General features: G+C 59.7%; 26 protein-coding genes and 1 pseudogene. 14 read left to right on the forward strand and 13 right to left on the reverse strand.

Features of this window, described 5'->3' with window-relative positions; genetic code table 11:
* Positions 1–83: 83 nt before the first annotated feature.
* Positions 84–1,241, reverse strand: a complete 1,158-nt coding sequence (locus ACUXUR_RS20875; RefSeq protein WP_445504284.1) for an RHE_PE00001 family protein — start codon at positions 1,239–1,241, stop codon at positions 84–86.
* A gap of 354 nt (positions 1,242–1,595) precedes the next feature.
* Between ACUXUR_RS20875 and ACUXUR_RS20880 the strand changes: the two genes are divergently transcribed.
* From ACUXUR_RS20880 to ACUXUR_RS20915, 8 genes are all read left to right on the forward strand, one after another.
* Positions 1,596–2,489 carry a recombinase family protein gene (locus ACUXUR_RS20880; RefSeq protein ID WP_445504285.1) on the forward strand — a complete coding sequence of 298 codons (894 nt, stop codon included), beginning with the start codon at positions 1,596–1,598 and terminating at the stop codon, positions 2,487–2,489.
* A gap of 2,331 nt (positions 2,490–4,820) precedes the next feature.
* Entirely contained in the window at positions 4,821–6,041 is a 1,221-nt protein-coding gene (gene repA, locus ACUXUR_RS20885) for a plasmid partitioning protein RepA (RefSeq protein ID WP_445504286.1), read from the forward strand.
* A gap of 3 nt (positions 6,042–6,044) precedes the next feature.
* Positions 6,045–7,109: a plasmid partitioning protein RepB gene (gene repB, locus ACUXUR_RS20890; protein WP_445504287.1), complete on the forward strand. Its 1,065-nt coding sequence runs from the start codon at positions 6,045–6,047 to the stop codon at positions 7,107–7,109.
* 482 nt (positions 7,110–7,591) lie between these two features.
* Complete coding sequence (gene repC / locus ACUXUR_RS20895) at positions 7,592–8,809, forward strand: plasmid replication protein RepC (RefSeq protein WP_445504288.1); 1,218 nt, start codon at positions 7,592–7,594, stop codon at positions 8,807–8,809.
* A 360-nt stretch (positions 8,810–9,169) separates the two neighbouring features.
* Positions 9,170–9,418, forward strand: a complete 249-nt coding sequence (locus tag ACUXUR_RS20900) for a WGR domain-containing protein (protein WP_445504289.1) — start codon at positions 9,170–9,172, stop codon at positions 9,416–9,418.
* A 376-nt stretch (positions 9,419–9,794) separates the two neighbouring features.
* Positions 9,795–10,163, forward strand: coding sequence for a plasmid mobilization protein (locus ACUXUR_RS20905; protein ID WP_445504290.1), 369 nt, complete (start codon positions 9,795–9,797; stop codon positions 10,161–10,163).
* Positions 10,160–11,977 carry a relaxase/mobilization nuclease domain-containing protein gene (locus tag ACUXUR_RS20910; RefSeq protein ID WP_445504291.1) on the forward strand — a complete coding sequence of 606 codons (1,818 nt, stop codon included), beginning with the start codon at positions 10,160–10,162 and terminating at the stop codon, positions 11,975–11,977. The genes ACUXUR_RS20905 and ACUXUR_RS20910 overlap by 4 nt, the downstream gene beginning before the upstream one ends.
* Before the next feature lie 339 nt (positions 11,978–12,316).
* Positions 12,317–13,477: an RHE_PE00001 family protein gene (locus tag ACUXUR_RS20915; protein WP_445504292.1), complete on the forward strand. Its 1,161-nt coding sequence runs from the start codon at positions 12,317–12,319 to the stop codon at positions 13,475–13,477.
* A gap of 54 nt (positions 13,478–13,531) precedes the next feature.
* Here the strand turns inward: ACUXUR_RS20915 and otsA are convergent, their stop codons facing one another.
* Positions 13,532–14,947, reverse strand: coding sequence for an alpha,alpha-trehalose-phosphate synthase (UDP-forming) (gene otsA, locus ACUXUR_RS20920; protein WP_445504293.1), 1,416 nt, complete (start codon positions 14,945–14,947; stop codon positions 13,532–13,534).
* A gap of 1,216 nt (positions 14,948–16,163) precedes the next feature.
* On the opposite strand from otsA, the gene ACUXUR_RS20925 reads away from it, so the two are divergent.
* The 3 genes from ACUXUR_RS20925 to ACUXUR_RS20935 all read left to right on the forward strand — a co-directional run bounded on the left by ACUXUR_RS20925 (position 16,164) and on the right by ACUXUR_RS20935 (position 17,335).
* Complete coding sequence (locus tag ACUXUR_RS20925) at positions 16,164–16,400, forward strand: hypothetical protein (RefSeq protein ID WP_445504294.1); 237 nt, start codon at positions 16,164–16,166, stop codon at positions 16,398–16,400.
* A 438-nt stretch (positions 16,401–16,838) separates the two neighbouring features.
* Entirely contained in the window at positions 16,839–17,156 is a 318-nt protein-coding gene (locus ACUXUR_RS20930; protein WP_445504295.1) for a Crp/Fnr family transcriptional regulator, read from the forward strand.
* Positions 17,157–17,179: 23 nt separating this feature from the next.
* On the forward strand, positions 17,180–17,335 hold the full coding sequence (locus ACUXUR_RS20935) for a hypothetical protein (protein WP_445504296.1): 156 nt from the start codon (positions 17,180–17,182) through the stop codon (positions 17,333–17,335).
* Between the two features lie 446 nt (positions 17,336–17,781).
* Here ACUXUR_RS20935 and ACUXUR_RS20940 read toward each other — a convergent pair whose 3' ends face one another.
* The 5 genes from ACUXUR_RS20940 to ACUXUR_RS20960 form a co-directional block, all read right to left on the reverse strand.
* Entirely contained in the window at positions 17,782–18,009 is a 228-nt protein-coding gene (locus tag ACUXUR_RS20940) for a hypothetical protein (RefSeq protein WP_445504297.1), read from the reverse strand.
* A gap of 158 nt (positions 18,010–18,167) precedes the next feature.
* Positions 18,168–18,407: a hypothetical protein gene (locus ACUXUR_RS20945; protein ID WP_445504298.1), complete on the reverse strand. Its 240-nt coding sequence runs from the start codon at positions 18,405–18,407 to the stop codon at positions 18,168–18,170.
* Between the two features lie 64 nt (positions 18,408–18,471).
* The gene (locus ACUXUR_RS20950; protein WP_445504299.1) at positions 18,472–18,690 is read right to left on the reverse strand and encodes a hypothetical protein; all 219 of its coding nucleotides are present in this window, start codon (positions 18,688–18,690) and stop codon (positions 18,472–18,474) included.
* 330 nt (positions 18,691–19,020) lie between these two features.
* Positions 19,021–19,455 (reverse strand): hypothetical protein, encoded by a 435-nt coding sequence (locus ACUXUR_RS20955; RefSeq protein WP_445504300.1) that lies wholly within the window; start codon positions 19,453–19,455, stop codon positions 19,021–19,023.
* A 42-nt stretch (positions 19,456–19,497) separates the two neighbouring features.
* On the reverse strand, positions 19,498–19,701 hold the full coding sequence (locus ACUXUR_RS20960) for a hypothetical protein (RefSeq protein ID WP_445504301.1): 204 nt from the start codon (positions 19,699–19,701) through the stop codon (positions 19,498–19,500).
* 534 nt (positions 19,702–20,235) lie between these two features.
* Between ACUXUR_RS20960 and ACUXUR_RS20965 the strand changes: the two genes are divergently transcribed.
* On the forward strand, positions 20,236–20,868 hold the full coding sequence (locus tag ACUXUR_RS20965) for a DUF6894 family protein (protein ID WP_445504302.1): 633 nt from the start codon (positions 20,236–20,238) through the stop codon (positions 20,866–20,868).
* A 358-nt stretch (positions 20,869–21,226) separates the two neighbouring features.
* Here the strand turns inward: ACUXUR_RS20965 and ACUXUR_RS20970 are convergent, their stop codons facing one another.
* From ACUXUR_RS20970 to ACUXUR_RS20995, 6 genes are all read right to left on the reverse strand, one after another.
* Entirely contained in the window at positions 21,227–21,367 is a 141-nt protein-coding gene (locus tag ACUXUR_RS20970) for a hypothetical protein (protein WP_445504303.1), read from the reverse strand.
* 38 nt (positions 21,368–21,405) lie between these two features.
* Positions 21,406–21,711 carry a hypothetical protein gene (locus ACUXUR_RS20975; RefSeq protein WP_445504304.1) on the reverse strand — a complete coding sequence of 102 codons (306 nt, stop codon included), beginning with the start codon at positions 21,709–21,711 and terminating at the stop codon, positions 21,406–21,408.
* 327 nt (positions 21,712–22,038) lie between these two features.
* A complete protein-coding gene (locus ACUXUR_RS20980; RefSeq protein ID WP_445504305.1) occupies positions 22,039–22,248 on the reverse strand; it encodes a hypothetical protein in 210 nt (69 codons plus the stop codon).
* Between the two features lie 152 nt (positions 22,249–22,400).
* On the reverse strand, positions 22,401–22,610 hold the full coding sequence (locus ACUXUR_RS20985) for a cold-shock protein (RefSeq protein ID WP_445504306.1): 210 nt from the start codon (positions 22,608–22,610) through the stop codon (positions 22,401–22,403).
* 653 nt (positions 22,611–23,263) lie between these two features.
* On the reverse strand, positions 23,264–23,491 hold the full coding sequence (locus tag ACUXUR_RS20990) for a hypothetical protein (RefSeq protein ID WP_445504307.1): 228 nt from the start codon (positions 23,489–23,491) through the stop codon (positions 23,264–23,266).
* Between the two features lie 22 nt (positions 23,492–23,513).
* Entirely contained in the window at positions 23,514–23,723 is a 210-nt protein-coding gene (locus ACUXUR_RS20995) for a hypothetical protein (protein WP_445504308.1), read from the reverse strand.
* A gap of 1,150 nt (positions 23,724–24,873) precedes the next feature.
* On the opposite strand from ACUXUR_RS20995, the gene ACUXUR_RS21000 reads away from it, so the two are divergent.
* Together ACUXUR_RS21000 and ACUXUR_RS21005 are read left to right on the forward strand one after the other, a co-directional pair.
* On the forward strand, positions 24,874–25,218 hold the full coding sequence (locus tag ACUXUR_RS21000; RefSeq protein WP_445504309.1) for a DUF6894 family protein: 345 nt from the start codon (positions 24,874–24,876) through the stop codon (positions 25,216–25,218).
* Between the two features lie 36 nt (positions 25,219–25,254).
* A pseudogene (locus ACUXUR_RS21005) lies at positions 25,255–25,413 on the forward strand (IS6 family transposase); the annotation flags it as partial.
* Positions 25,414–25,575: the final 162 nt, after the last annotated feature.

Raw genomic sequence — 25,575 nt, forward strand, 5'->3', positions numbered from 1 at the left:
CAACCGTCCTTCTAATGGACGCTGAGATATCCAACCGAAGATGAACGGGGGATGACGTTCGTCCATCATCCTTCAAGACATAATCAAACAATGCCCCAGGCGCGGTAGCGGGTGCGGCCGGTGAGCTCGCGCGGCAGCGCGCCGCCGAGCTGGGCCAGCATCAGGTCGACCGCCTTGGGCGTGACCTGCAAGAGCTTGGCGCCGAGCGGCACCGTCACCAGCGGCCGTGACAGGAACAACTCGACCAGCTCCGGCAGCGTGGAGTTGGAGCGGCACCGGGCGGTGACCCGGCTCATCAGCTCCCGGGCGAGGATCAGCCGGTCGAGATCCTTGTTGGCGATCGCCAGCGCCTCCTCGAGCACCTGGCAGAAGCCGTCCAGCTTCTCGCGGGCCCCTTCCCGCCCCTGCGGCCGGAATTTTGATTGCTTGAACCCAGCCGCCAGCGGCAGCAGATGGCTGGTCAGGCCGCGGGCCCGCAGGATCGCGGCCGCCATGATCAGGCCGAGCCACGGCAGGCGGGTGTAGAGGTTCAGGTTCAGCCACGCATCCCACGCGATGGCCGCAGCCGCCACCGCCGGCCAGTGCGAGGTCCTCTTCACCACATCGAGCCACAGGTCCTCGGCCTCCGCCTCGTCCTGATCGGGGTCATAGACCAGATGCGAGCGGCTTCTGGGCAGCGGGGTTTCGCCGGCGAGCACCTTGGTAGTGCGCTCGAGCAGGGCGTCGATCTCGGCAAAGTGCGCCGCCCACGGATCAGCGTCATTGGCAAAGGGCGGGTAGGCCTCATCATTGTCGGGGTCAGGCTTCTTGCCCTTCGATCTGACCGACATCTCTTCAGCCACACCGCCGATGCCGCGCAGGGCGGCCAAGCCGTCGATCGACAGCGGCCAGGGCGCCTTCCTGGCCATGGCGGTGCGCCGGGCGCGGAGAGCGGCGGCGGCCCGGGTGAGTTCATGGGTGGGGTGGCGTACGTCCATGCCGGCGTCGTGCAGCACTAGGTCGCCGACATCGACCAAGTGTCCGTCGAGGATGAGGGCGCGGACCGCTTCGGTCATGTCGCAGCGCGACTGCCAGCCGGCGGCCAACCCGGAGGCCTCCAGGCGGGCGTCGAAGCGCAGGATGGCAATGGTGATGGATTCCAAGCGCCCGGAGATCTGCTCCCATGGCAGCTCCGGCAGGGCATAGGTGCGGGGCGCCAGGAACGGCTCGTCGAAGTCCCCTGACCTGCTCTGAAATGCCACGCTTCGGCTCCACAGCTAAGTTATTGACGCTACGAGCTATAGCTGAGCCAATGGAAGCAAAGCAAGGCCTCGCTACCATGAGGGGTGAGGCAGTTCTGCATCTTGCGGAGCAGCATCCGCAGAACTCGAGACCGTTGCTGCCGGCGATCGGCTCTGCACGGTGCTTCGGCACGCAATGAAGACGCGGAATGGCTCCAAAAGCCTTGTTTTAAGCCATTTTCGCACGTGGTGGGGAAGCCCTGCCCTTTCTGGCTGGTTAACAAATTGGCTTGAGAATCGTCTGCAAACGATCAGTTGCTCATAACAGGCGATAGTGTACAAAGGCACTGAAAATCACCTCCCAAAAGCTCGTTCATGGCCCCTCCCCTCTCGACAGCCCGCCTCATTGGCTACGCCCGTGTCTCGACTGAGGACCAAGCGCATGATGCCCAGCTCGACGAATTGCGCGCTTCCGGTTGTGCCGAGATCCATCAGGAGCACGGATCCGGTACGAGCCGAGCCCGGCCGGTGCTGGCGCGGCTCCTCCGCGAAATCAATCCAAGTGACGTGCTCGTCGTAGTGCGCCTCGACCGTCTGGCGCGCTCGGTGAGTCATCTTCTAGAGGTGATCGAGACACTGGAGGCCAAAAAGGCCCATTTCCGCTCGTTGCGCGATCCGATTGACACCTCGACGCCACAGGGCATGTTTTCCCTGCAGGTGCTCGGCGCGGTGGCGCAGCTCGAGCGCTCGCTGATTTCGGAGCGGACCAAGGCTGGAATGAGGGCCGCCAAGGCGAGGGGCAAGAAGCTGGGCAATCCAGGCATGCGTGAGCGCCGGCCGGAGGCGATCCGCAAGATCGCCCGCGCCCGCGAGAAAGTCTACCTCGACGAGCTGATCGCCAGTGCGGACCAATGGATGCCGACGGTTCGCCGCATGCGTCCGCATCACCCTTGGGAGGACGTCGTACGGGTGCTCGGCGACCGCGGGCAATCGTGGACCGTGGCGCGGCTGCGGCGCGCCGTGGGCAAGCTCGTCTCGCAGCGCATGGCGGCCCCGATCCTTCTGAAGCCCGCTCCACGAAAGAGCCCTGAGGATCGCCTCATGACGCTGATCGCCGGCATCGCCATGGCTGATCCGGATCTATCGCTGCGGGAAATCGCCGCCCAGCTGGAGCGCATGCGTGAGCGGACCCCAAGAGGCGGCACGAAATGGAGCGCCTCGTCCGTCAAACAACAGCTAGATAGAGCAATACGGCTTGGGCTCGCCTAAATCGCTCCCGTTCTGCGTTCATAGAATCCAAGAGTTGGCCCTGGCTTGGGAACGGGACGAGTACGCTGCGTCTTAGGGAATCTATCAAATTGGTTGCCGACTTTGATCTCGTTTGTACCGACGGGACTGGTTTGGATTACCTGCGCCGGAGCGGCGATCGCACCACGAGAGATCATAAGAATATTTACACATATTTTACAACTGTTCCTCAGCCCATAGTGCCACCAGACAGGGCTCTGTGACGGTGGGCTCATCTGCATATGTCGCCTCCCGGTTGCTATCGCTGCATCAGCGATACTTCATCAGATGCTGTCGTTCGCATCGTCAAATGATCTACAATGTCAGCGAACGTGTTGGGTGACACATGCCAGCGTTAGCTGGAAAGATGCTCGGGCGGCCTTCTCTCAACTCGATCATTGGGCTGAATGTCTGCGCCCGCGCGATTCGGGAAGCCGGCACCTGGTCATTTTTCGATCATCCGCACCTGTCATCCCCGAGAGTTGTACATGTACAACTGGTGCCGTAAAGACGCCGAGTACACGCCTGCACCATGCAGCAGATTAAATCTGGACAATTTTGGTTCTCCCCCTGGTCGAATACAGGTGCATGAAATGGTTGGGCGGAGAACACACGACTCGGACTTGTGCACATCGTGGTTCGGCACAGCGTAGCCGAGCGCTGTGTGGGCGTGGCACGGATGAGAGCTCGGTTTCAAAAGCGCTCTGGATCGAAGTTTCTCGCAACGAACGTGCTCACCTGTGGCCCTGAAAGCTCTCCTGAACTGGTCCTTAATGGCATGCAGGGCGTAACTACGACATCTGCCCTCGGCTGCTCTAGGAGGCTGAGATGCGCCAGTTTGAGGTCATTTCATTTCTCAATTGTGTCCTTAACGTTAATGAAGTGAGGACACCTCCCGACCTCCTTGGCAGCGTCTCCGGTCAGTTAGGTCCATATGAGGTGGCAGCGAACCGCGCGTGTGAGTGTGACCGCCCGCTACCATCCTTCGGATGACGCGATTGAGAAGTCGTGGGCACCACTCACGTGATTGCCGGGATGCCGGTTTTATACCTGTGCATGCGATAACCTATAAAACGGCCGATCGGATCGGTGTGTCCGCAGCAAAGCTGAACGCATCAGCCTCCGCTGGTCCGCGCAGACCGACTGCCATAGCCTGGGAATATCAGGGCCAGTGCCGAGTTGTACATGTACAACTCGCTTCTTGATCGCGTCATAACAGGCGACCACCGGAGGGGATCTCCTGATGCCATCGGGTCGTGGATGTACAGCCAATCGCTGCTGATTGATGCCGTCAAGGGAGTTTGGCCTATAGTTCCGACATGCCGGGGACGTTAATTACTCAAAGCCGGGCGGCCGAACGATCATGGATTCGGAAGGCTCGAGTTGTACATGTACAACTAACACCGTCGGTCGAAGCCCGCCGGGATGAAAACGAGCCTCCTGGTCAATGACGATCCAACTGGATACCCAGGGCGGGCACATCGCGGCAGCCGCGGATTGGCGATCATCACGTTCAATCCGGGCCCAATTGTACGCGGGAATCAGAGCAGGGGAGGTGTGGGCCTATGCACCGCGCATGATACTCTTATGGGCTTCCGACCTCAGTAAATGATTGGGCGTCGGAGCTTGAGGGAAAGCGTTGTACAGGTACAACCGGGGCGCTCCTTCGGACAACGCCACTGACCCTGATCACCGAAGCAGGAGACTATGACATTCCATCCGTCGCGACAGATAAACCGGACTAGCTCCTTGGTGGAGGTGTTAAACGTTTCTGGACGAGGCAATCGACGGCACGCCCGGACCTAGATGGCCCTGGTCGACAAGCGAGTTGTACATGTACAACTCGCGCCACTGGCCTTGCCGCGCAGACAGTGGGAGCCTGTCATCCACAGGCGACGGATTCGTATCTGGCTCGCCGAGGTCACCCTTTACTTTTCTGCTGCCGGGATGGTCGAGAGCCCGCAACGCCTCCGTGCAAGATTAAGTCGCCCGCTCTCGCGGGATCCGCAATCATCCTGCCTCTGCTAAATGTTCAAGAGAGCTGCCGCCTGGGACTCAGTTGCACCTGTCATCCCAACTGGGAGAGACGCTCGATTTCACTCAAGCAAGGATCTTTGTCACGGCAGCTGGGCTCCCACTAAAAGTAGTGCATAGTCCGTATGGCCAAGATTGTTGCCCGTGCGCAACACACGCAGCATGTTAAGTTGATAAGCTTTCTTTAACCTTGTCTTAAACACCTTCTTGAATACTGAACTTCGAAATAAATCAAAACTCGCCAAAAAATCGAAGTTGTAACCCAATGCGGAGACGAACATGGAAGCTACAGCTCAAATGCTTGAAGAGGCCCCTCACGAGCAGGATGACATCCGCGATCTCATCGGGGCTGATACCGAACAGCTGACAAAACGCCTCCGGGCCCACCGGCTGGAGCTCTTTCCTCCGTCCGCTTCAAAGACAATCCGGAGATTCTCACCCGTAGAAGCCGCCAAACTGATTGGCATCAATGACGGCTATCTTCGCCAAATCAGCCAAGAGGGGAAAGCGGGGAGCCCAGAGGTGTCCAATACCGGCCGCCGCTTCTATTCCGTCGAGGATCTGAACGAGATCCGTGCCTATCTTGACACAAACACACGGTCAAAACGCCGATACGTCCCGCATCGCACTGGAAACGAGCACCTCCAGGTGATCTCGGTCATGAACTTCAAAGGCGGGTCCGGAAAGACGACGACCGCAACACACTTGGCACAATATCTGGCATTCAAGGGATATCGGGTTCTCGCCGTCGATCTCGATCCTCAGGCGAGCTTGAGTGCCATGTTCGGGCAGCAGCCTGAATTTGACGTCGGGCCGAACGAGACGCTCTATGGCGCCATTCGCTATGACGAAGAACGTCGTGAACTCGCTGAAATCATCCGGCCAACCTACATTGCCGGCCTCGATCTCGTGCCCGGCAATCTTGAGCTGATGGAATTCGAGCATGAGACCCCCAAGGCTTTGACCGGTCGCGGTGCCGAAGACTTGATGTTCTTTGCGCGCTTGAGCGCGGCTTTCGACACCGTCGCTAACCGCTATGACATCGTTGTCATTGACTGCCCGCCACAGCTGGGCTTCCTCACCCTGTCTGCAATCTGCGCCGCGACCTCTGTTCTGCTCACCGTCCATCCGCAGATGCTGGACGTGATGTCGATGAACCAGTTCCTCATCATGATGCGTGAACTCCTCGACGTCGTTGCTGCCGCCGGAGGCAATACGAAGCATGATTGGCTCCGCTACCTGATCACCCGCTATGAACCAGGGGATGGTCCACAGACCCAAATGGTGGGCTTCATGCGTTCGATGTTCGGACAGCGAGTACTCACTCATCCGATGCTGAAAAGCACGGCCATCGCTGATGCGGGCATTACGAAGCAAACCCTGTATGAGGTCGACCGTCAGCAGTTCACTCGTTCGACCTATGACCGTGCTATCGAGTCGCTCGACCTCGTGAATGCCGAGATCGAGGCTCTGGTTCAACGCGCGTGGGGGAGGGCGTAAACAATGGCCCGCAAGAATCTTCTCGCGAATATTGCCGGTCCCGACGTTCCGGATGTTGAAATCCCGGCAAAGTCAGCGCCAGCCTCCGTTCCTGCGCAACAGAGTGAAACAGCCGCATCCCCGGCTGTCACGCAGCAGCGCCCGTCGGCGGCTCCAACGATCACCAAGACCGGCGCTTTCGGAACGCTCGGAAAGTCGCTTGCGACAATTGCCTCCCAAGCCGATCGCGCCCGCGACATCGAGGAGAAGCTCAGCGCCGGATACGCGGTCGTTGAACTCGATCCTGAAACAATTGATCCCGCCTTCATCACCGATCGCCTGGGGACGCAGCCGGAGCTAGATGCAGATCTGAAGCAACGCATCGCCGAAGATGGTCAACTCGTTCCAATCCTTGTGCGTCCTCATCCGGAGAAGAAGGGCCGTTACCAGGTCGCGTACGGCCACCGACGACTACGCGCGGTCAGAGCGCTGGGTCGAAAAGTGCGAGCTGTCGTTCGCGAACTGACGGACGTCCAGCTTGTCATCGCACAGGGGCAGGAAAATAGCGCCCGTGCTGACCTCTCCTACATCGAGAAGTGCCTGTTTGCGTCCGCCCTTGAGAAGGCTGGCTATTCGCGCGACGTGATCATGTCTGCTCTCAGCGTCGACAAAGCTGCCTTGTCGCGCATGATCAGTCTCGCAAACAAGGTCCCGCAGGAAATTGCGACAGCGGTCGGATCCGCTCCGGGGATCGGGCGCGTGCGCTGGGATGACTTCGCAGAGGCCTTGCAGTCTGACGGGGCGCTCAAACGAGTACGGACAGCCATTCAGTCGTTCCCGTTCGAGACGGCGGAAGGGGATCAGCGATTCGAGGTGCTCGTCGAGGCCGTCAAGGAAAAGAGGGCAAGCCCTAAGCCGCCAGAGGTCTGGCACACGCCCGAGGGTAAGGCGGTTGCAAAGATCTCAACCGCTCCAGGCCGTACTACTCTCGTCCTGAACGATCGACTGGAGCCCGATTTCGGCCAGTTCATCGCAGGTCGGCTTGAGGCGCTCTACAAAGAATTCAAGAAAACGAAGCGCGGGGGCTAACTCCGCGCTTCGTCGTGTTTTCGTGTGGATGCCGCGAAACTTGCCCACCGGATTCACTATGGACTCTTGACGTCTGCAGCAGCTCCGACTCCACCGACCGGGCGAATCGTGCACAATTTACCATCAAAGCAGATCCTGGCCGGGCTGGGTGCTGGCTGGCAAGGTGCTGAGAGTTCGCGGACGCAGCAAGTCTGCGGATGCGAAGGAAATAGCAGGACCATGCCGCCGGCAGGTCACATTAGAGGAGAAGTGCCGCGAAAGTGACCGCGTAGGAAAAGCAACGGCCCCCGAAGCGCCAACCTCGGAGGCCGTGGATAGTGGGACGATCAGAACCGTCGAACAGTTCCGAGAGTCCCACACAGCGAATCAAGTGTCAACGGAGAAACGCCAATTTCTCCGAACACATTTGCTTTCCCTTACGACGTAGATGCCCCCGTGCATTCTGCGAACGGACACGTGCGGCCCAACAAAGGGCCACGACGATGCGAACCTATCAATCGACAACACCTTTTGGCCCGCGGCCTCTATCGCTGGCCATGGTAGCCGCGCGAGCGGTTTCAGAGGCTGGGCCCAAGGATGCCTTGGCCGAGAAGTGGAAGGTCTTCGACAACCTTCGGGAGGCCAAGACAGCCCTGGGGATCTCTGACCGGGCTCTGAGCGTTCTCAATGCCCTGCTGACCTTCCACCAGGACACCACCCTGCAGCTCGGATCCGACCTGATCGTGTTTCCGTCCAACAAGGCCCTGACGTTCCGGGCCAACGGCATGTCGCCGGCGACGCTGCGGCGCCATCTCGCAGCCCTCGTGCAAGCCGGCCTGGTGATCCGTCGCGACAGCCCGAACGGGAAGCGCTACGCCCGCAAAGGGGAGGGGGGCTCGATCGAGCAGGCCTTCGGGTTCGACCTCTCACCACTCGTAGCCCGTGCCGCGGAGTTCGAGAGCCTCGCTGAAGCGGCGCGAGCCGAGAGGAAGGCCCGCTACCTCCTGCGCGAAGAGATCACCGTTCTACGCCGTGACATTGGCAAGACGATTGCCTTGGCCCTTGAGGAGGACGTTGCTGGCCCGTGGGACGATCTTCTGGCGCGGTTTGATGCGTTGAACGAGACACCGCCCCGCAACGCAGAGACGCGAGCTCTGGAAGCAATTGCGACTGATCTGCGGGCCCTTTGGGCTGATGTGGAAAAAGCGCTGAAAATTCAGCTTAAAACTGAAAATATGAACGCCAATGAGTCTCATAATGAGCGTCACTATCAGAATTCAAAACCAAACCCCTTTTTAGATTCTGAACAGAGCCTTCGAGAAAGGCTGGAAGAAACTTCGGCGCCAGATCCAGAAACGAATAAGCCTCCCATCCGCGCTTTTTCTCTGAACCTTGTGCTGCAGGCCTGTCCCGATATCGCGATGTACACGAAGGGAGGGCAGGGGATTTCGACCTGGCGCGAGCTCATCGCCGCAGCCGGCGTCGTAAGAGGTGCCTTGGGGATTAGTCCCTCCGCCTGGGAGGACGCTTGTGTTGTCATGGGCGAGGAAGACGCTGCGATCGTCATGGCCGCGATTCTGCAGCGGTCCGAGATGATCGTGAGCGCTGGTGGTTACCTGCGAAATCTGACCGAGCGGGCCCGAGAGGGTAAGTTCTCGGTCGGCCCCATGGTCATGGCTCTCCTTCGCGTGGCTGCGGCGGATGGGAGAAAATCGGCATGACGCAAATGCCGCGGCTTGGGAAAGCGAGTCTGAGGCCCGTGCAAGTCATCCTGAAGGAGGGCTCTACATGGCTCATGAACCTTCAGGACAAGTGCTAAGTCTTGCTCACATGAATGCGCTTCCAAAACGGGTACGGCACCTCCATGCCGAAGGCCCATACAACTGGAGACGAGGGAGGGTGGAAGTCAAAGCTCGCGGCGATTGCATTGATGAGAATAGGCCTCGCGCTTTAGGCAGGCTCCATCCGTTGCATGAACAATGCGCAACGGACACGATCCATCACGGTCGTGAATCGGTCAGTCTGTGAAAGATTCCTGCTTTTCATTAGACCTTGAGTCCGCGGATCACGACACTGGGCTCATGTCTGAAAAGCTCAATGTCCTCGTCTTGGAGCGCTGCGACCCATCGCAGAATGTCTCGCGCTTTTACGTCCTGCGCATCGAACCATCGCTTTTTGGCGATCCGACTTTGGTCCGTGAATGGGGGCGGATTGGCCAGCGTGGTCGCCAGCGGATTGAAATCCATCGAACAGAGGACAGGGCAGCCGAGGCCCTGGAATCCTGGCTCCACCGCAAGCAGCGACGTGGCTACCGCGTGCGAGGTCCGTAGATCAAAGTAATCTTCGGGCAGGTCGTGATGACCTGCCGGCAACCTCCCAGCGACCTGACGTCAGGTTATTTTGATCTACCGGCAGGTCATCGTGATCTACACAGAAAGGCACAAGTGAAAAATTGCAACGCTCGCACACTTTGTTAGGCATCCGAGACGATCTCGGCCCTAACACTTGACGCAGTTGCGGGAAACCACGGTTCAAGTGGGTCTGGGATGCCCGCCGCTTCGGCGATCGTTTGTCTTATGCATCGGCTCACAACAATCTCATCTGACGGGGTGATCTCTCTGCAGGCCAGGAACGGGATGTGCTACGCACCCCCTCCTGGTGAGGCGAGGGGATCCTTCCACGAGAACCCAACGAGCCGGAGCCACCATGTCGAGCAACCACAAATCCCTTTCCAAGATTACGTCTTTCCGCCTCTCCAACGAGGAGGATGAGGTCGCCCGGAAAGCAGCGAAGGCTCGGGGCGTAGGCCTATCGACCTTCGCCCGCACCGCAACGCTGAAGGCCGCAAGCCTTCCGGTACCGATCCCGAAACGGCGCTGCCGGCCGGGTGACGAGACCCTCGCTCGCCTCCTCGGCGAAATGGGCCGGATCGGCGGTCTCATGAAGCTCCTGACGCTTCAGGCGAAGGATGGCAAGGCCGATGCTGCAGCGGTCGCGGCGGTCCAGATCGAATGGGAGATGGTTCGGAATCAGGTGCTGGATGCATTGGCCGGGCGGAAGGAGCAGGGCGCTTGATCCCTCCTCAGATTACCATCGGGACCGTCACGCACGGCCGAACCCGCCGCAGCACGAGGAACCTCCTCGCCCATCTCTATAAGGCCGATGGTCAGACGGTCCGGGTCGTGGCGATCGAGAACGTCACGGCCCGGACTGCCGAGGAGGCGCTCCGGATCATGGAGCTGATGCGGGACGGATCGAAGAAGGCCGAGATTGCCTTTCACCACATCACGATCAATCCCTTGCGGCGCCTCTCAGAGGAGCAGCGGGACCAGGCCGTGCAGCGGATCCTGCAGGCGTTCAGCGCAGAGGAGCATCCGTGGGTCCTATGGGAGCATGATGGAAAGAAGCGGGCGACCGCCAACGCCGCCGATCATCACTTTCATTTGGTGCTGGGCCATGTTGGCCCCACCCTAAAAGCTCTTGATACCCGGCGGTCTTACGCCAGGCTGGAGGCAGTCGCACGCTCTCTCGAAGTGGACTGGGGAGTCGAGGTCCTCACGCCAACTGGACGTCACAAAGCAGTGGCCGCGGCGGCCCGCAAGCAGGGTCGGGACGACGTGGCTCAAGCAATCCTGGCGATGATGCCGAAGGATCCTGAGGACCTTCCCCGGTCGACCATGTCGAGCCGGACGCGCGCCAGGGCCGCGCGGCATGGCATCAATCTCCCGCGGGAGCGTGTCCGGATTGCCGAAGCGTACCGCAGCGCTGATACGGGAAAGGCCGCACGGGCCGCCATCACGGCTCTTGGATTCAGCCTCATCAAGGGTGAGGAGGAGAATGTTTGGCTTGTGATGAAGAGTGACATTCTGCTGGGTGCGCTTGATCGGCTTGTCCGCGCAAAGCGGAAAGAGGTTGCGGCCTGCCTGGACGGAGGCCGTCATGATGATCAAGCGGACGTGTCGCCGACTGCGGATGCTCCAATCGAACAGGCTGCATCGGATCAGACTGGGCTGGATCACGATCGGGGAGACCTCGAAGCGTGTCACAGCCAACTGACTATTTCGTGCGCCGAAGACCCGATGGAATCTGAGGCTCCAAGCCAGGCGCATCCAGCCGATGTCGAGATGTGGGCGCCTCACTCACCTGGATCTCCGATGGGCGCCGACAAAATGCAGGAGGTTGCTTCGCTGGTATCTACGGAACGCGGTGCCCTGAGAGGCGGCTTTCCCTCGGCCAGGGTAGGTTCCGACTTACCGCAACCGATTGGCCACAATGTCGTGGCGACTGACAGCCTGTATGACCGGATCCACAAGCGGGTAACGGCCGCGTACGACGTTCTCCGGAGGGCCCAGGACCCACTTCCTCCTATTCCACTGGCGCTTTCAAAAGCGCAGACTGAATTGCAGATTGCCTGCAAGGCTCGCGATCAGGCCGAGCGGGATGTGACACGACTTCAGGCAGAGTTGGAGAACCTGGGTGGCGACGCTTCGGGCGGCGTCTGGGTGTGGCGGAGAGGCGCTCGCCGCCAGCATCAGGAGGCAATTGATGCAGCGGAAGCGGCATTGGCTGAGGCCAAGAGGACCTGGGCTGCGGCAGAGCAGGCTGCCCGTGACGGAGCCGAGAGAGTGAAAGACCTGAGCCGAGCCTTCGATCGCGATAACATTCAGCATTCCCGCAAACGCGAGGCGGATATCGAGTGGGCGAAGGGGGAGCTGGCATGGTTGTTGGACGCTAAGGGTATTCTTGAGAGTGATCCTGCGCTCGCGAGGAAGGGCTGGGACGCTCTCGAGCAGGCCATCTCAAAGATGCGTTTCGAAATGGCTGATCATCCCGACCCTGATGAACCATCCTGTGATTTGGAGAATGAATCCGTCGGTATTCGTTTCTGATCCGTGTGGTTGTCGCACACCTGTACATTGATTAGGATACTCCGAACTGATCGTTTGCAGACGATCCGTGAGGGGTTTCGTTTACCAGCCAAGCAGGGCAGGGCTTCTCACCGGCCGCCGAAAGTGGCTTAAACCAAAGGGTTTGGGCGCTCTGCGGCGCCCCGAGGACCAAGCCGGACGGTCAGCTCTATCACCCAATGCCTGCGGTGGGCGTGGTGCGCGGCCACCGTCGCGCGAGAGGACGCGGAGCCGTTCCTCAGACCGTAGCCTTCGCTTGCTTCGCTTCCCCCACCCAAGCTATAGTGCCGAAGATCAACAACTTAGCTGTGGGGGCCAAGCGTGGCTTTTGAGAGCAGGGCGCTGGATTTCGACGACCCGGCCCTGCTGGAGGTCCGAACCTACGCTCTGCCGGAGCTGCCGTGGGAGAAGGTCGCCGGCCGGCTCGAGCCGGTCGCGATCCGCCTCCTGCGCTTTGATGCCCGGCTCGAGAGCTCGGGCCTGGCCGCCGGCTGGCAGGCGCGCTGCGACATGACCGAGGCCGTGCGCGCCCTCATCCTCGACGGCCAGCTCGTCGATGTCGGCGATCTCGTCCTGCACGATGCCGGCATGGACGTGCGCCATCCCACCCACGAGCTCACCCGCGCCGCCGCCGCTCTGCGGGCCCGCCGCACCGCCCTGGCCCGGCCGGCGCCCTGGCCGCTGTCGATCGACGGCCTCGCCGCCCTGCGCGGCCTCGGCCCGGCTCGCGGGGAGGGGGAGGCCACCCGGCCCACGGGCAAGCCGGACCCGGACGACGACGAGGCCTACCCGCCTTATGCCAACGATGCCGATCCGTGGAGGGCCCACTTTGCCGAGATCGATGCCCTCTTAGACCGGACTAACAAGGTGCTGGCCGGCGAGACCCCGCTGCCGAAGCGCCGCTCGGACCTCGTCTATGACCCGGATGTCGACGAGGCCGAGAATGAGGATCTCTGGCTCGATGTGGTCCAGCGCACTGCCCACTGGCCAGCACTGGCGGCCGCCGCCGTCGCGTGGGATGCCTGGCTCGATCTCAACCTCTACACCCGCCTGCCGTGGCTCGGGCTGATCATGGCCGCCGCCATCCTGCGGGCGCGCGGCCTGACCTCCCACCTGCTGCCGCTCGCCGCCGGGTTCAAGCAGTCCAGGTTCCGGCCGCAGGGCCGGGAAGGGGCGCTCGAAAAGGTGGAGGGTTTCTGCACGGTCGTGGAGGAGGCGGTTGCGATCGCCAACAAGGATCTCGATCGCCTGATCCTCGCCCGCGAGCTGATGCAGCGGGTGACCAAGGAGTGTAGGAGCAACTCCAAACTGCCCGGGTTGGTGGAGCTGTTCCTGTCGCGCCCGCTGGTGACGGTGCCGCTCGGGGCCAAGCTGCTGCAGGTTACGCCCAAGGCCGTCGACCTGATGCTGGTCCAGCTTGGCGGAGCCCTCCCGCGCGAGCTCACCGGCCGCTCCCGCTACCGAGCCTGGGGCATCGTCTGAGAGGCCTCACTGGGCATTGGCTTACCGGATGGGATCACGCCTTCCACGGCGCTTCTAGCCCAGGACCCGGGCCGGGCTCGGTGCCTTGCTGGTTCGCTTCTGGCCCGCGAGCTCCTTCAGGAAGGCATCGGCCCACCAGGAGATGTCATAGCGCCGGAGCACATCCATCATCTGCCGCCAGCGGGCGATCCGCTCCGCCCGTTCCATGTGGAGGGCCGCGCTGATCGCCTCAGCCACCTCGACCTTGTCGTTGGGATTGACGATCAGCGCGCTGCCGAGCTGCTCGGCCGCCCCGGCGAACTTGGATAGCACCAGCACGCCGGGATCCTCCGGATCCTGCGCCGCCACGTATTCCTTGGCCACGAGATTCATGCCGTCGCGCATCGGCGTCACGAGGCCGACCCGGGCGAGGCGGTAGAGACCGGCCAGCACGCTGCGCGGATAGGCGCTCGTCACATAGTGGATCGGCACCCAGCCGGGTTCACCGTGCGTGCCGTTGATGCGGCCGAGGGTCTCGCTCACAGTCCGGCTGAGCGAGGCATATTCGGGCACCTCGCTGCGGCTCGTGGGAGCAATCTGAAGATAGGTCACCCGGCCGCGCTGATCGGGGTTGCTGATGAGAAAGCGCTCGAAGGCCTCCATCCGCTCGGGAATGCCCTTCGAGTAGTCGAGGCGGTCGACCCCGATGATGAGGCTGCGCGAGCCGAGGCTGGCGACAGTCTGGTTGATCAGGCGATGCTTGACCGGGCGGCGCGCGGCTTGCTCGAAGCTGCTCACGTCGATGGCAATGGGAAACCCCTTCACCCGTGTCTGGCGACCGCCGAGAACGATCACATCCGATCTGTGCTGAGTGGCATCGACCTCCTGGAAGAGGCCGCGCCGCAGGTTGTCCGCATCCCGCTCGGTTTGCACGCCAACGAGATCGTAGCTCGTGATCGCGCGCAGCAAGTCCGGGCTTCCGGGCAAGGTGCCAATGACCTCCGGCGCGGGCCAGGGAATATGATGGAAATAGCCGATCCGGTTGGCCAGGCCCAGCGCCCGCAGCTCGGCGGCCAGCGGGATCAGATGGTAGTCGTGCACCCAGATGAGATCGTCCGGCCGGATCAGCCGCGCCAGCGCCCCGGCGAAGGTCCGGTTGACCCGCAGGTATCCGGCGTAGTCGGCCCGAGAGAAGTCCGACAGCCCAATGCGGTAATGCATCACCGGCCAGAGCGCCCGATTGGCGAACCCGCTGTAATATTCCCGGCGATCCGTGGCCGTCAGGTCCATCAGGGCATAGCGCACATTGCCCTTGTCGGTCATCTTGGGCGCGGCGGATGGATGGGCCGAAACTTTCCCGCTCCAGCCGAACCATAACCCGTCCCGGCCCTGAAAGGCCTCGCGCAGGGCCACCGCCAAACCACCGGCGGACCCCTTGGCGGCGGGATCGGGGATTGAGACCCGATTGGACACGACGACGAGGCGGGGCAACAAGCTCTCCCGGCTGTTCCGATATGGCCACCATGAAGTGGCGCTCCATCATAATAGAGCAATCCCGATTGATGATCGTCTCTGCGACCGAGTTTGGCTCGTAGCTCCAAGATGGACCGCATTCAGTCCCTAACGCTCGAACGCAGGCGATGGGCCGCGACACCAGCCTGCCAAAAAGTGGGTCATGATGGTGAGGACTTTGCAGCTGACGGCAGCTTCGGTCGGTTGCGTTGGCAGAGTCCGGGCGCGGAAGCGGCGGCCGATAAGGGTCTTGTAGCGCGTCACCCCAACTTCGCCCAAGGACCACACTGGCGGTAGTTGACTGCTGTCTGCCAGCTGGGCCGACCGCGCTCTTGGATCACCTGGAGGTGCAGGTCCCGCTGCGTGGGCGCCCTCTTGGTTGTGCTGCGTGGCGCCGCCTTTAACGATGGTGGGACGCTCACCGCAGCCGCTGTATCCGGCTTGATGCTGCCGCCTGAGGAGTCCACCCCAGAGCACATCAAAGATGTGAGGCACCAGCTCGGGAGCATGTACATCACCATCCTGGTTCCGGGGGCAAACGTCGATCAGGCGGCTTCAAACCACTCCCGCTTTGCGGCCTCGTGGGCAGCCTGTTCATCGTCGAAGCCCGTAGAGGTCGGCTTCTCGTAGCCGCAGACGTGACATTGGACGGCGGCAACATATCGACCGTCGTCGGTCCTAGAGCTCAGGACCGATGCTGCATCGCAAGAACATTGCGGGCAAAGGCGAGTGTCCATAGGCTCTCCGGGTTCCCGCGTTTGTAGCTAGTTCGCGTGAGGCAAGGCTCTATGGGGCCATCTTTAGCCGGGATGCCACGAGGGACAAGTTCTTTTTGTGCAGCGCGAGAAGGGCGGGAACGCCCGTTGAGATCTGTTCAACCCGGGCTCTAAGTCAGCGGAGGCCAGTACTTACTGCCGACGGTGATGAGCTGGGGCGTACTCGATGCTGGCGGAGCGCTCTGGGCGTGAGCCCAGCTTACGAGATCGAGCGTGGCGAGAGGGAACGTTGCCGAGGCGGGCATGGAAACCTGCCCTCAAGCCGGAACGTGATACCCATCCTCGATCAGGATCGTCTCCAATTGAGGAGGACACCCCATAGTTGCCTCACATCGTCCTCCCCGGAACCTGGGGAGCGAGGTTGCCGACCCTATATCCAGGCTCGGAGCCGCCGCATGCGCTCCTCGAGGAGCGTTCCTATGCGGGTTCTACAAACCACGGTCCTGCTTGCCATCATCGTGTTGTCTTCGACGGCCAATGCCCAGGACAAAGCGGCGCCTGACACCCAGAGCTGGAAGGCTTCCCCCTCTCAGCAATTCACTGCCGAGGAATCGGCAACGCTGGCGCGAACAGCTCGTGACAAGGCCGAGGCGCTGGAACGCGCCAGGGATCGCAGAATGAGGGCGATCTCGAAGGGCATTTGCACCGGCTGTTGAGATCTCCGCCACAGGATCGCCTCAGCCTATGAATAAGCTGAACCTTCAGGATAGGCAGGCTACCTTAGCGAAGATTGGCCCCGGCCAGATGACCTGTGAGCATACTCGCTGAGAGCCCCTTCAGAGATCCAGGAGACCTTCGGCATGAGTCCCGTTCCCGCCGAGAGTGTTGCGCTCCACCTTATCCGCCACCTCGTCCGTGGGCTGGGAAAGACCGAAGGGCAGGGGGATCTCCATCCAAAGCCTCCGACATTGGTGGACGGTGAGCTTGGGGCAGCGTGGAGATGATCTCGAGCTCGGCCTCGAATATGCAGGCAATCACCACTGGCTCGAGCGTCGGCCCGATAACGTCGTTGTGGTCGCGAACCACGGTTCTGAGAAGGGCGCTATTACCCGGTGAACGGCACGTGACGGGAATGTCAACACAGAAGGTCCTAGGTGGCCGCCTCGGTGCACCTGAGGGCCGTCGGTCTTGTGGAGGACCATCCCTGTGACCTGCCGATCACCCAGGGCGAGTTCGCCGATGCCATGGGCATTACGCCGGTTCACGTCAATCGGGTGATCCAGCAGATGCGGGCTGACGGGCTGATCGAGCTAAAAGGCGATCGGTTGAACATTCCAGACTGGGGCAAGTTGAAGGAAGTGGGCGAGTTCGATCCGACTTACCTGCACCTGGAGACCAATCAGGCCGCCGCATGCCCCTCACTCTTCAGCCCATACGCATGGCGACAGGCTTTGACGAAGAAGGCACATTAGTCCTCGATGAGGAGCAGCGGCTGGTGGCGGTGCTGGTTCGCCTCTCGGACGAGAACGAGGTGGCTCCGGGGCAGTGGTTCCTGGAGGCGGGCTTTGGCCGGCTGGATGGGATCAGCCATCCCACCTTTGCTGACCTGGATGCTGCCCAGCAGTGGATCGTTCAGCGCCTCGTCCATTGAGCCTGATCGGGGGTAAACCCTAGTTTGACGCGCTCAGGCCTTGGGCTTGCGCCGGATCGCCTCGTTCTCCCTGGGCCGGGCAGTGCTGGTGTCGATCTCCAGAACTTCGGCCACCCGCCGCTGCGATCCTGCTCAACCCTGACCCGCACAGTAGTGCCACGGGAAAGCCAGACATAGCCGGCCTCCTTGAGCCCTGGCATGTGCTGGGAGGCGTCGCCGTGGCCGCCTTCCAGTGCCACGAAGCCAAATCGTTTGGTCAGGTCGAACCAAGCGATCGTTCCTGTTACCGTCATGCATGATCTCCGCGAGCGGCAACGTCAGCACAGCTTGCCTGGTCTCACCGTCAGTGGAGGCTCATACGCCCTGAATGCAACTCAGCTCCACACATGGCTTATTCCACCGTTGAATCGGGAATACTCCTCGTCCTTCAGGCATACGCGGCCACGTCAGACGTGTGCCGTCTCATCATCCAACAAGGATCCAATCAGGCGGAGCAGCTCCTGATGCTCAGGGCCACGCCCAGAACTGAGGAAGGCTCCGATCTCGATGTGATCGACATTACCGCCGGAGGCTGAGTTGGCCTCATGCCTGACGAAAACCTCTCCCGACGCAGTGCGAATCAGGAACCAGCGGTCGCCAGTTGGACTGCTGTAGAGCTTTCGCGCCTTCGTCATCTTCGGCTCCCTGCTTGGCGGAGAGGACTCTCAGGCGTTTGTTCTTTGCCTTTGGCACCATGTAGCTGTCTCATCAGGCGTTTCGAGGGCTTTCCCGGCGTCTGTGCGAGGACGAACATCCCTGGTGTGCAAGCTGCCACGTTGTGAGGAACTGTCCCTCAGCCGGTGACGTCTGTCTCTGGTCGGTCCTTTCCCAGAGAGACTTCTTCGTGCCAGTCACCTGCCTCGTCCTGGAACTCAATGTCCTCAGTGGCGCCCGGCAGCATCTGCTCGGCGGCGGCCCGCTCCGCAGCCTCACGGGCCTCGCCATGGGTCGCGTAGCGTTCCGAAAAGACGTCGCCGACTTTGTAAGTCCAACCGTCCTCGTGTTCCACCACCGTGTAATGGACGTTCGCCATATCTACTCTCCCATTTAGGCTCTGCCTGAATGAACAACAGACCTAGAGGGTGACAGTTGCACATTCAGGCCCCGTGGCTGTCCGGGCTCCAGATAAACACCTCTTCACCACGCTCATCGAGAATCCGAAGGGCATCTGGCTTTTGCGGCATGTCCAATGTCTCGAAAAGGGATTTCGCCCTTGTTTTCGCATTCTCCAGATCGGATGTGTCGTGCGCAACCCGATCCAGAACGGCATGGGCGTCGTCCGCATCCCGGACCCGAAAGAACTCGAAGGTAAACATCGCACCAACTCCCCTTTGCTAGCTGAATCGATAGGCCTTTCAAGCAGCCTTCCCCTAGCAGGTGACTTCATATTTTATCTCTGCCGTTCCATCGGCAAAGTGATGAGGAACACTCGTCAAGTATCCAGCCCGCAAGAGCGCCAGGGTTTGAGCTTCGCCGCAACCACGCGGAAATTTGCCGTCTCGCACGACCAAATCGGTAGATCGCTCCGCGAGAACCCCGCGATAGTACATATCCCGGTGGTCGAGCTCTGTTTCCTCGTCATTCATCATCAAATCCGTTTCGACGGCTCAGATTGCCGAATTCATCAAAAAGGGAGGGAGAGGTTTTCAATTGGGAGGATCCGCCTCTAGGAATGCGACCTGATCCGCTTTGTTGCGCGCGAGGAGTGCCTGCAAGACGGCTAGCATGGCTTCATCTGCTGCTGCCGCCGCCAGCTCGAACGCGGCGGATGCATAGGTCTCGGCCTCGTCGGCCTCAGCTTCAAGCAGGAATATCTTGTCGTGGTCATTCCGGGGAACATGAATCGCATGCAGCCCGGATTTCTTTTCCGCTACCCAGGTCTTTGCCCTGGCATTTGCCGCTTCGACGGCGGCACGATGGTCATAGATGCGTTGCTCGACACGGTCGAGTTGACTCTCAAGAGCGTCTTGAGAGTGATCGAAGGTTGAAACGCCATTTGATTTTAAAGCTTCAAGCCGGCGATCAAGGCCGTGAAGCTTGATGCGAAGCTCATCGCAAAGGCGGCTTAATCTCTCGCTCATGCGAGGCTCCTTTCAGGCGCATTGCGATGACGCATGCTTGGCCTAAGTCTCCGGCGTCTGCCGTTCCTGGCTGTATCGACTCACAATTCCGGTGCTGAAGACCTTGGCCCCTGCTCCAGCCGTCTCGGCCGCCGCCATTGCGGCGTGGATGGCCGAAACCCGAGATCCGTATTCCCCGTGGTGTTTGCCATTCACTCTGATGCGCCATGCACCATGATGCCGGACGACGTAAAACTCGGTTGCCATCGACTGACCTCCGCTGATCGGACGTTCGGGGCTGGGACACACGGCCATCCATTCCGAATTCAAAGAAATCGAGAATTGCTCGCCTGCCATCCGGCTTTCGGTGTCAACCTTGGCTGAACGAAAAGCCCCAAGGCCGAAAGTTCATCTTAGTTATACATGGGGCCGGAACGCGTTTTTGCAGCGACTTCCGTAAATAAAAACATAACAAACACATTTCGTATATCTAAAATCCGTATGGAGGAGTATGTTGTTATGCATCGAATTATATGATGAGCGAGAAGATCGATTTATCTTTCCTGCGTGGTTTCGGGGTCGGGAGTGACAATCATGTTAAGCCAAGCAATTGTTTCGATCCTGCTCATCGCCGGATGTCTCCTTGTGTACGGAGTGAGCATTCGAGCCGGAACGGTCAAACATCCGCGCATCCTGCGGTGACGGCAGCATGTTCGATGAATTTCGCCCGTCCTGGAGCTGTAATCGAACGACCTCGAGCCTCTTTGGCAGTGTGATCCAAGTGCCGGAAAGGAGCCTGTCATGAGAACGCATCGCTATGCCGTCGGCCAACATGTCCGCTATGCCGAGGCTCATCCACCCAATGATGTCTGGGGCGGCCGTTACGAGATCGTCTTCCTTCTTCCTGCTGGAGACCGAGAGCCTCAATATCAGATCCGAGGTGACGATCAGACCTATGACCAAGTTGTCTGGGAGACTCAGCTGCAGGGGCTCGGTAGGAGAAAGACGCGTTTGAGTAAGCGTCCTCCGCAAGCCATGATGGCCTGTGCATCGCCTGCCCGCCAAAATCGCAACGAACTGGAAAGACAATGGCAGTCTCAGGATCTCAGACGGTGGGATGATGAGGGTGGTGCGCCCCGATCAGGCCGCCGTTTCAGTGAGGCGCCTCAACTGCAAACTGCTTCGAAGCCGGCTCTCTACTACTTCAACGTCCGAACCGATGGCGGACTGATCGAGGACCCGGAAGGGAACGTGTATGCTGATCTTCATTCAGCACGCGAAGAGGCGCTCACTATAGCGCGTGAGATGATCGCCACAGGCGATCAGGCCGCCGAGGACCGGAAAGACTGGCGCATCGAAATCATGGACAGAGCCAATAAACCTGTCCTCGTGGTTACGTTCCCAGAAGCGCTTGGTCCTGGGACAAAAGTGTAGGCTGAAAGGCTTGCGTGACAGCAACGCGCCCGCGATACAGGAAAGTGAGCCAAGGATGAGTAAGGATTTTCTCGGAGCGGTCCAAGGCGTTGTGAACGCGGTCAGGAAGGCCTTGCGGCGCTTGGACAATCCATCCATAGAGCCATCAAAGGTAAAGCTCGATGGCCGGAGAGGGTATGGAGATGACGATATTCCATCGCCCAGCAAGAAGTCGGACGCCGACTAGTCTCGAGCAGCGGCTCCCTAAGGCGCTTTGCTGAGAATGACGCCCGTGACATGGAGGCGGCTAACAGGCGGGTCGATCCTCGCCACCCGCCTATTTGATCTCCATGACTGGAGCATGTCTCAGTGCGAAAATTTATCGCTTGCCGCCGGATGGTTTTGCCGGTGCGGTCGCTTTGCCCTGGCTTGCGACGGATGGCGCTGCCATGATGACCTTCGGTTTTTCCTTCTTCGGCTTTTTCGCCTCGCGGTTTCCGCGTCGTTCGCCTTTGGCCATTGCTTGCTCCTTTACCGGTCAGTTCGTGGGAAATTGGTTTAGTCGCGGGCTACCGTGCCGAGCAGGTGATCGAAGTCGGCGATCACTTGATCAATCAGCTTGCGGCGACGTGGATCGACGGCGTCGGCGCTCTGCGCGAAGAGGCGGAGCAGATAGCGTGCTTTGTCGACTGCCTCCGGCCAGTCAGCCGCAGGGGCAGCCGCAAGCATATCTTCGAGTTCTGCCTGTCTCGCACGCAAAGACTCCTGATCGGCCTCGACCTCGGATCGCAGGCGTCGAAGATCCGTTGCCTTTTGTGCCGCCATGCCGCGATGGGCATCGAGATTGGTCGGTTGATCAACCATAATCTGCTCCCTTTATTCCTGAGGACGAGACGACCATTTAAGCGCGTTCGGTCAGCAGCCGCGCCAGCGTTCTGGCAGGCCGCGCAGCGGAGCCTACCGACTCCGTTGTTGCGATATGCTAGTTGTGCGCTCGAAGCGACCAGCCAACATCGGATAGGCTGCCGAGCGGTTCATGCGGCCGAGCGAGTTCGCCAGAAGGCAGGAGGATCATGAATCGTTGTGATGCCTTCATGCCGACGCGAGCAACGTACAAAGCCTCGTCTCCTTGTCGAAGCAGCGCAATCGGATCGTAGATTTGCGACCCATGGAAGAACGCTTCGCCAATCATCAACTGCGTGACACCCGTGCCGTGATCTCGCTTTCGCGCACGGCGCGCTCGCCGAAGCCGGATGATTTGATCCGATATGAGACTTCGCCCGTCTGATCGGCTGGCATGAGGCGTGTCACTTCATAGATGCCGCCCGAATTGATGCGTTTGTCCGAGAAATTCGGGTGGGTGATGCAGACCAGCTGATGAACTTTATACTTGTGGGACATTCATTTCTCTTGAGGCGTGATGATGATCGGGAAGGGGAGGACGGATAACCGCAGCCGAGTGTTTGCGGGATGCAAACGAAAAGGCCGCTCCACAGGGGAGCGGCCTCAAGGCTTGGTGGCGCAGGCTTATGTCCCGAGCCTGCCATCAAAGGTTACGCCGTCTCGATATTGTTGACAGAGATCTTGCCGGAGCGGCGGTCCTCTGCGGTGTCGAAGGCAACTTTCTGGCCCTCGACGAGGTTGCGCATGCCAGCGCGCTCGAGCGCGGTCGCATGGACAAACACGTCCTTGCTGCCATCACTAGGTTGGATGAAGCCGAAGCCCTTCATGTCGTTGTAGAATTTTACAGTGCCCGTAATCATAGGGGTAACCTTTCGCGATTGCTGTAGATGCACGTGAGCGATGGCGCGCGAAAGCGCAGCCTAGCTCGGTTCGTCGATGTAATGGTAAGAAAGTCCGAACGTGCGCCTGACAGCGTCAAAAGCGAAACGACCCGATTGTCCGGCCAAAATCCGATAAAAACTATATAGGTCTTAACTCGGACAATAACAAGCGCCTTGGATATTTAGTTTTTATTCGAGAAAAGCTTGTCCGTGAGGGGGGCGGAAGATGCTCCTATGCATGGGGCGAAGTGAACAGGCTTGGGCTTCGAAGAGGGCGGAGCATTCCGACAGCATTATCCAGACCGCCAGACCATCAAACATCAGTATCTTCAAATGCCCCCCTGGGAAGCGCATGAAAGTCGTATTCCGAAGGCTCTATGGCGGCGCATTTGAGAACCAGAGGATTAACCGATGCCTTATGAACAAGCCTTACGGATTGCAGAGCGAACGTTGATCGACGGTGCGACATGGGTCGAGCTGAAGCAAGCATCGAACGATTCGCGAGTTCTCACGCCCGCTAGTGCACTGGCGGATCTGGTCGACGCCAAAATCAAGTTCATCGAAAGCCAACAACGTGGGCCCTGTTCATAATTCAAGGATAGGCTCTCAAAAGAACTAACAGATTAGCTTTACTACCTGTCTTTTTGAAGAAAGGCAGGCATGTGATCTGGATCGATCCCCTCGCGAGGAGGCGCGGCGCCCAGAATGTCATCCAGAACATCCGCCATGTCCTCGATCTGAGAGAAGCTCGCCGTGAGCGTTAGCCTAAAACCGTTCTCCAGTTCTATAACGGGATGAGGATCGCTGCCATTGGATGAAGGAGAGACCAGAAACCAGGCCAGCTTCTGCCTGTCGGACATGCTCTTCTCCGCGATGCATTGCTTATCGAAAAATCGTGAACGAGGTGGCGAGCTGATTCTCGTAGGCAACACGGCTATAGACTTCGCCCGTGCTCTTGATCTCGTAGCGGGGAAACTCGTCGCCGGAAGGCAAATGCCTGACGATCACGAAGTCCCCGCTCCAGGACGCGCCTAAGAACCGCTTATCGCTAAAAGTGACGATTTGGCCGCAGGGGTAAAGATGCGTTGCCATGGAAGCCTCCTTTCGAGGCGGACAATGTCTGAGCGAGGCGCTGCGAAAAGGGCTCTCACCCGATGAACAGCACGACGAACAGGATGAAGGACAAGACGCCAGCCATGCTGGCGGTTGGGAGCCAATCTCTCGGGTGTCTGCTGAAAGCGAAATCAACGCTAAACATGATGTCTTCCAGTCCTTGAGCGCTGAGGCCACGGCATGAGTGGATTCCCAAGTGCGGTCCTGGCATTGAGGTTGGCGGGTTGCAGGCAAGACAGAGCCTCAAGGAACTCTTCAGGTGGCTGCTGGACATCAGAAAGCGGTTGCGGCGTGCGACAAAGCTCGTGCTCACCTGCGGTACGGATTTCGTTCCGGTGGACGGACGCGATCCTGTACTGCGGTTCAGCGGCATCCGTCTTGATGCATTCGGTGATCGTATAAGGAGCCTTCCATGTGAAGTGAGAGTGCCTTCTCTCGACGAAAAGCACGATCTCTCCGGCGGCGAACCGATGGGCTTGCATAGCGCATTCCTTCCTTGTCGGGCTCGTGCAGGCCGCAATGCACGAACAAGGAATCACCTGTGCGGTCGATGTGGGGCTCTGGCCTATATGACACTCAGAAGTGCATGTTCTTAAGGATGCCGAGGCTCAAATCATAAAGAGGTCAGTCTGAGATGACACTGAGCATGCTTAGAGAAAGCGAACCCCTATAGGTTAAGAAGAGGCCTCGGGATAAGTTCCCCTCCCGATTAGAGCAGGCATTGGCTAAATAACCGAGATACAGGCCAATTCAGGATCGCGGACCACTGTCGTCCTCTGAGGATGAGGCTTCCTCATGGAGTTGATTGAGCAAAGCCTGAAGGTGCTCGGGAACAGGAGCCTTCAGCAGATCCTGATAAATGCTCGCGAGAGATTGGCCCAAGATCCAGTTGACCTGAGCTTGAGTGAAATTCAGGCTGCTTGGGAGAAGTGTCTCATTAAATTGCTTGAATGGATTGTTCATCGACCTCATCTAGGTCTCTCCAACACCGGAAACGGCGCAATCCCGATAACATAAGTTAATCACCAACACCGCGCGTCTGCCTTCGTTGCAAAGGGATTGCGCAGTAAGGCCGCGTCAACATCGCGCAGCCATGGAAAAAGCCTCCCAGAGCTGTGATCCTTTTTCTATGAGCAAAGCTCCGAAGCACCCGAACCAGCGCGACGATCTCAAGCGGTGGAACAATGAGGGCGGTGCCCCTCGCTCAGGTCACCCTTCCCAAGAGTTGCCCTCCACGCCTGAGCGCAGGGCGGAAACGGCTCTGTACTACTTCAATATCCGGACCGAAGATGGCTTCGCCGAAGATCCTGAAGGGAACAAGTATCCGAACCTTCAGGCGGCGCGGGAGGCCGCTGCCGCCCAAGCGCGTACCCTAATTAGAGAAGGTGATCGGAAAGGCGAGGACCGACGAAGCTGGAGCGTCGAGATCATGGACAGAGCCAATCAGCAGGTGCTGACGGTGATGTCACGCTAACCTTCGGGCAGAGGCTTGTGCCCTAAGAGCCGCGTCATGACCAATCCCGTCCACTACAAGCGCCATCGCTTCCCACCCCAGATCATCGCCCATGCCGTTTGGTTGTACTTCCGGTTTCCTCTGAGCCTGCGGCTCGTGGAGGAGATGCTGCTGGAGCGCGGCATCGTCGTATCCTACGAAACGATCCGCCGGTGGGGCAGGGGGGATGTCACATTAACTGAGTATAGCCGTTGGGCTGCCCGGCGAGATCAGTTTTTGCACAACCCAAGTCGTTGATTTTCCTCGGCGCCAGATTTTTCCTTGACGCGTACAGGGGAGTATTCGCCGTTAATATGACATCCGCGTGAAAACGCTGAC

The sequence above is a fragment of the Microvirga medicaginis genome (assembly GCF_052658925.1).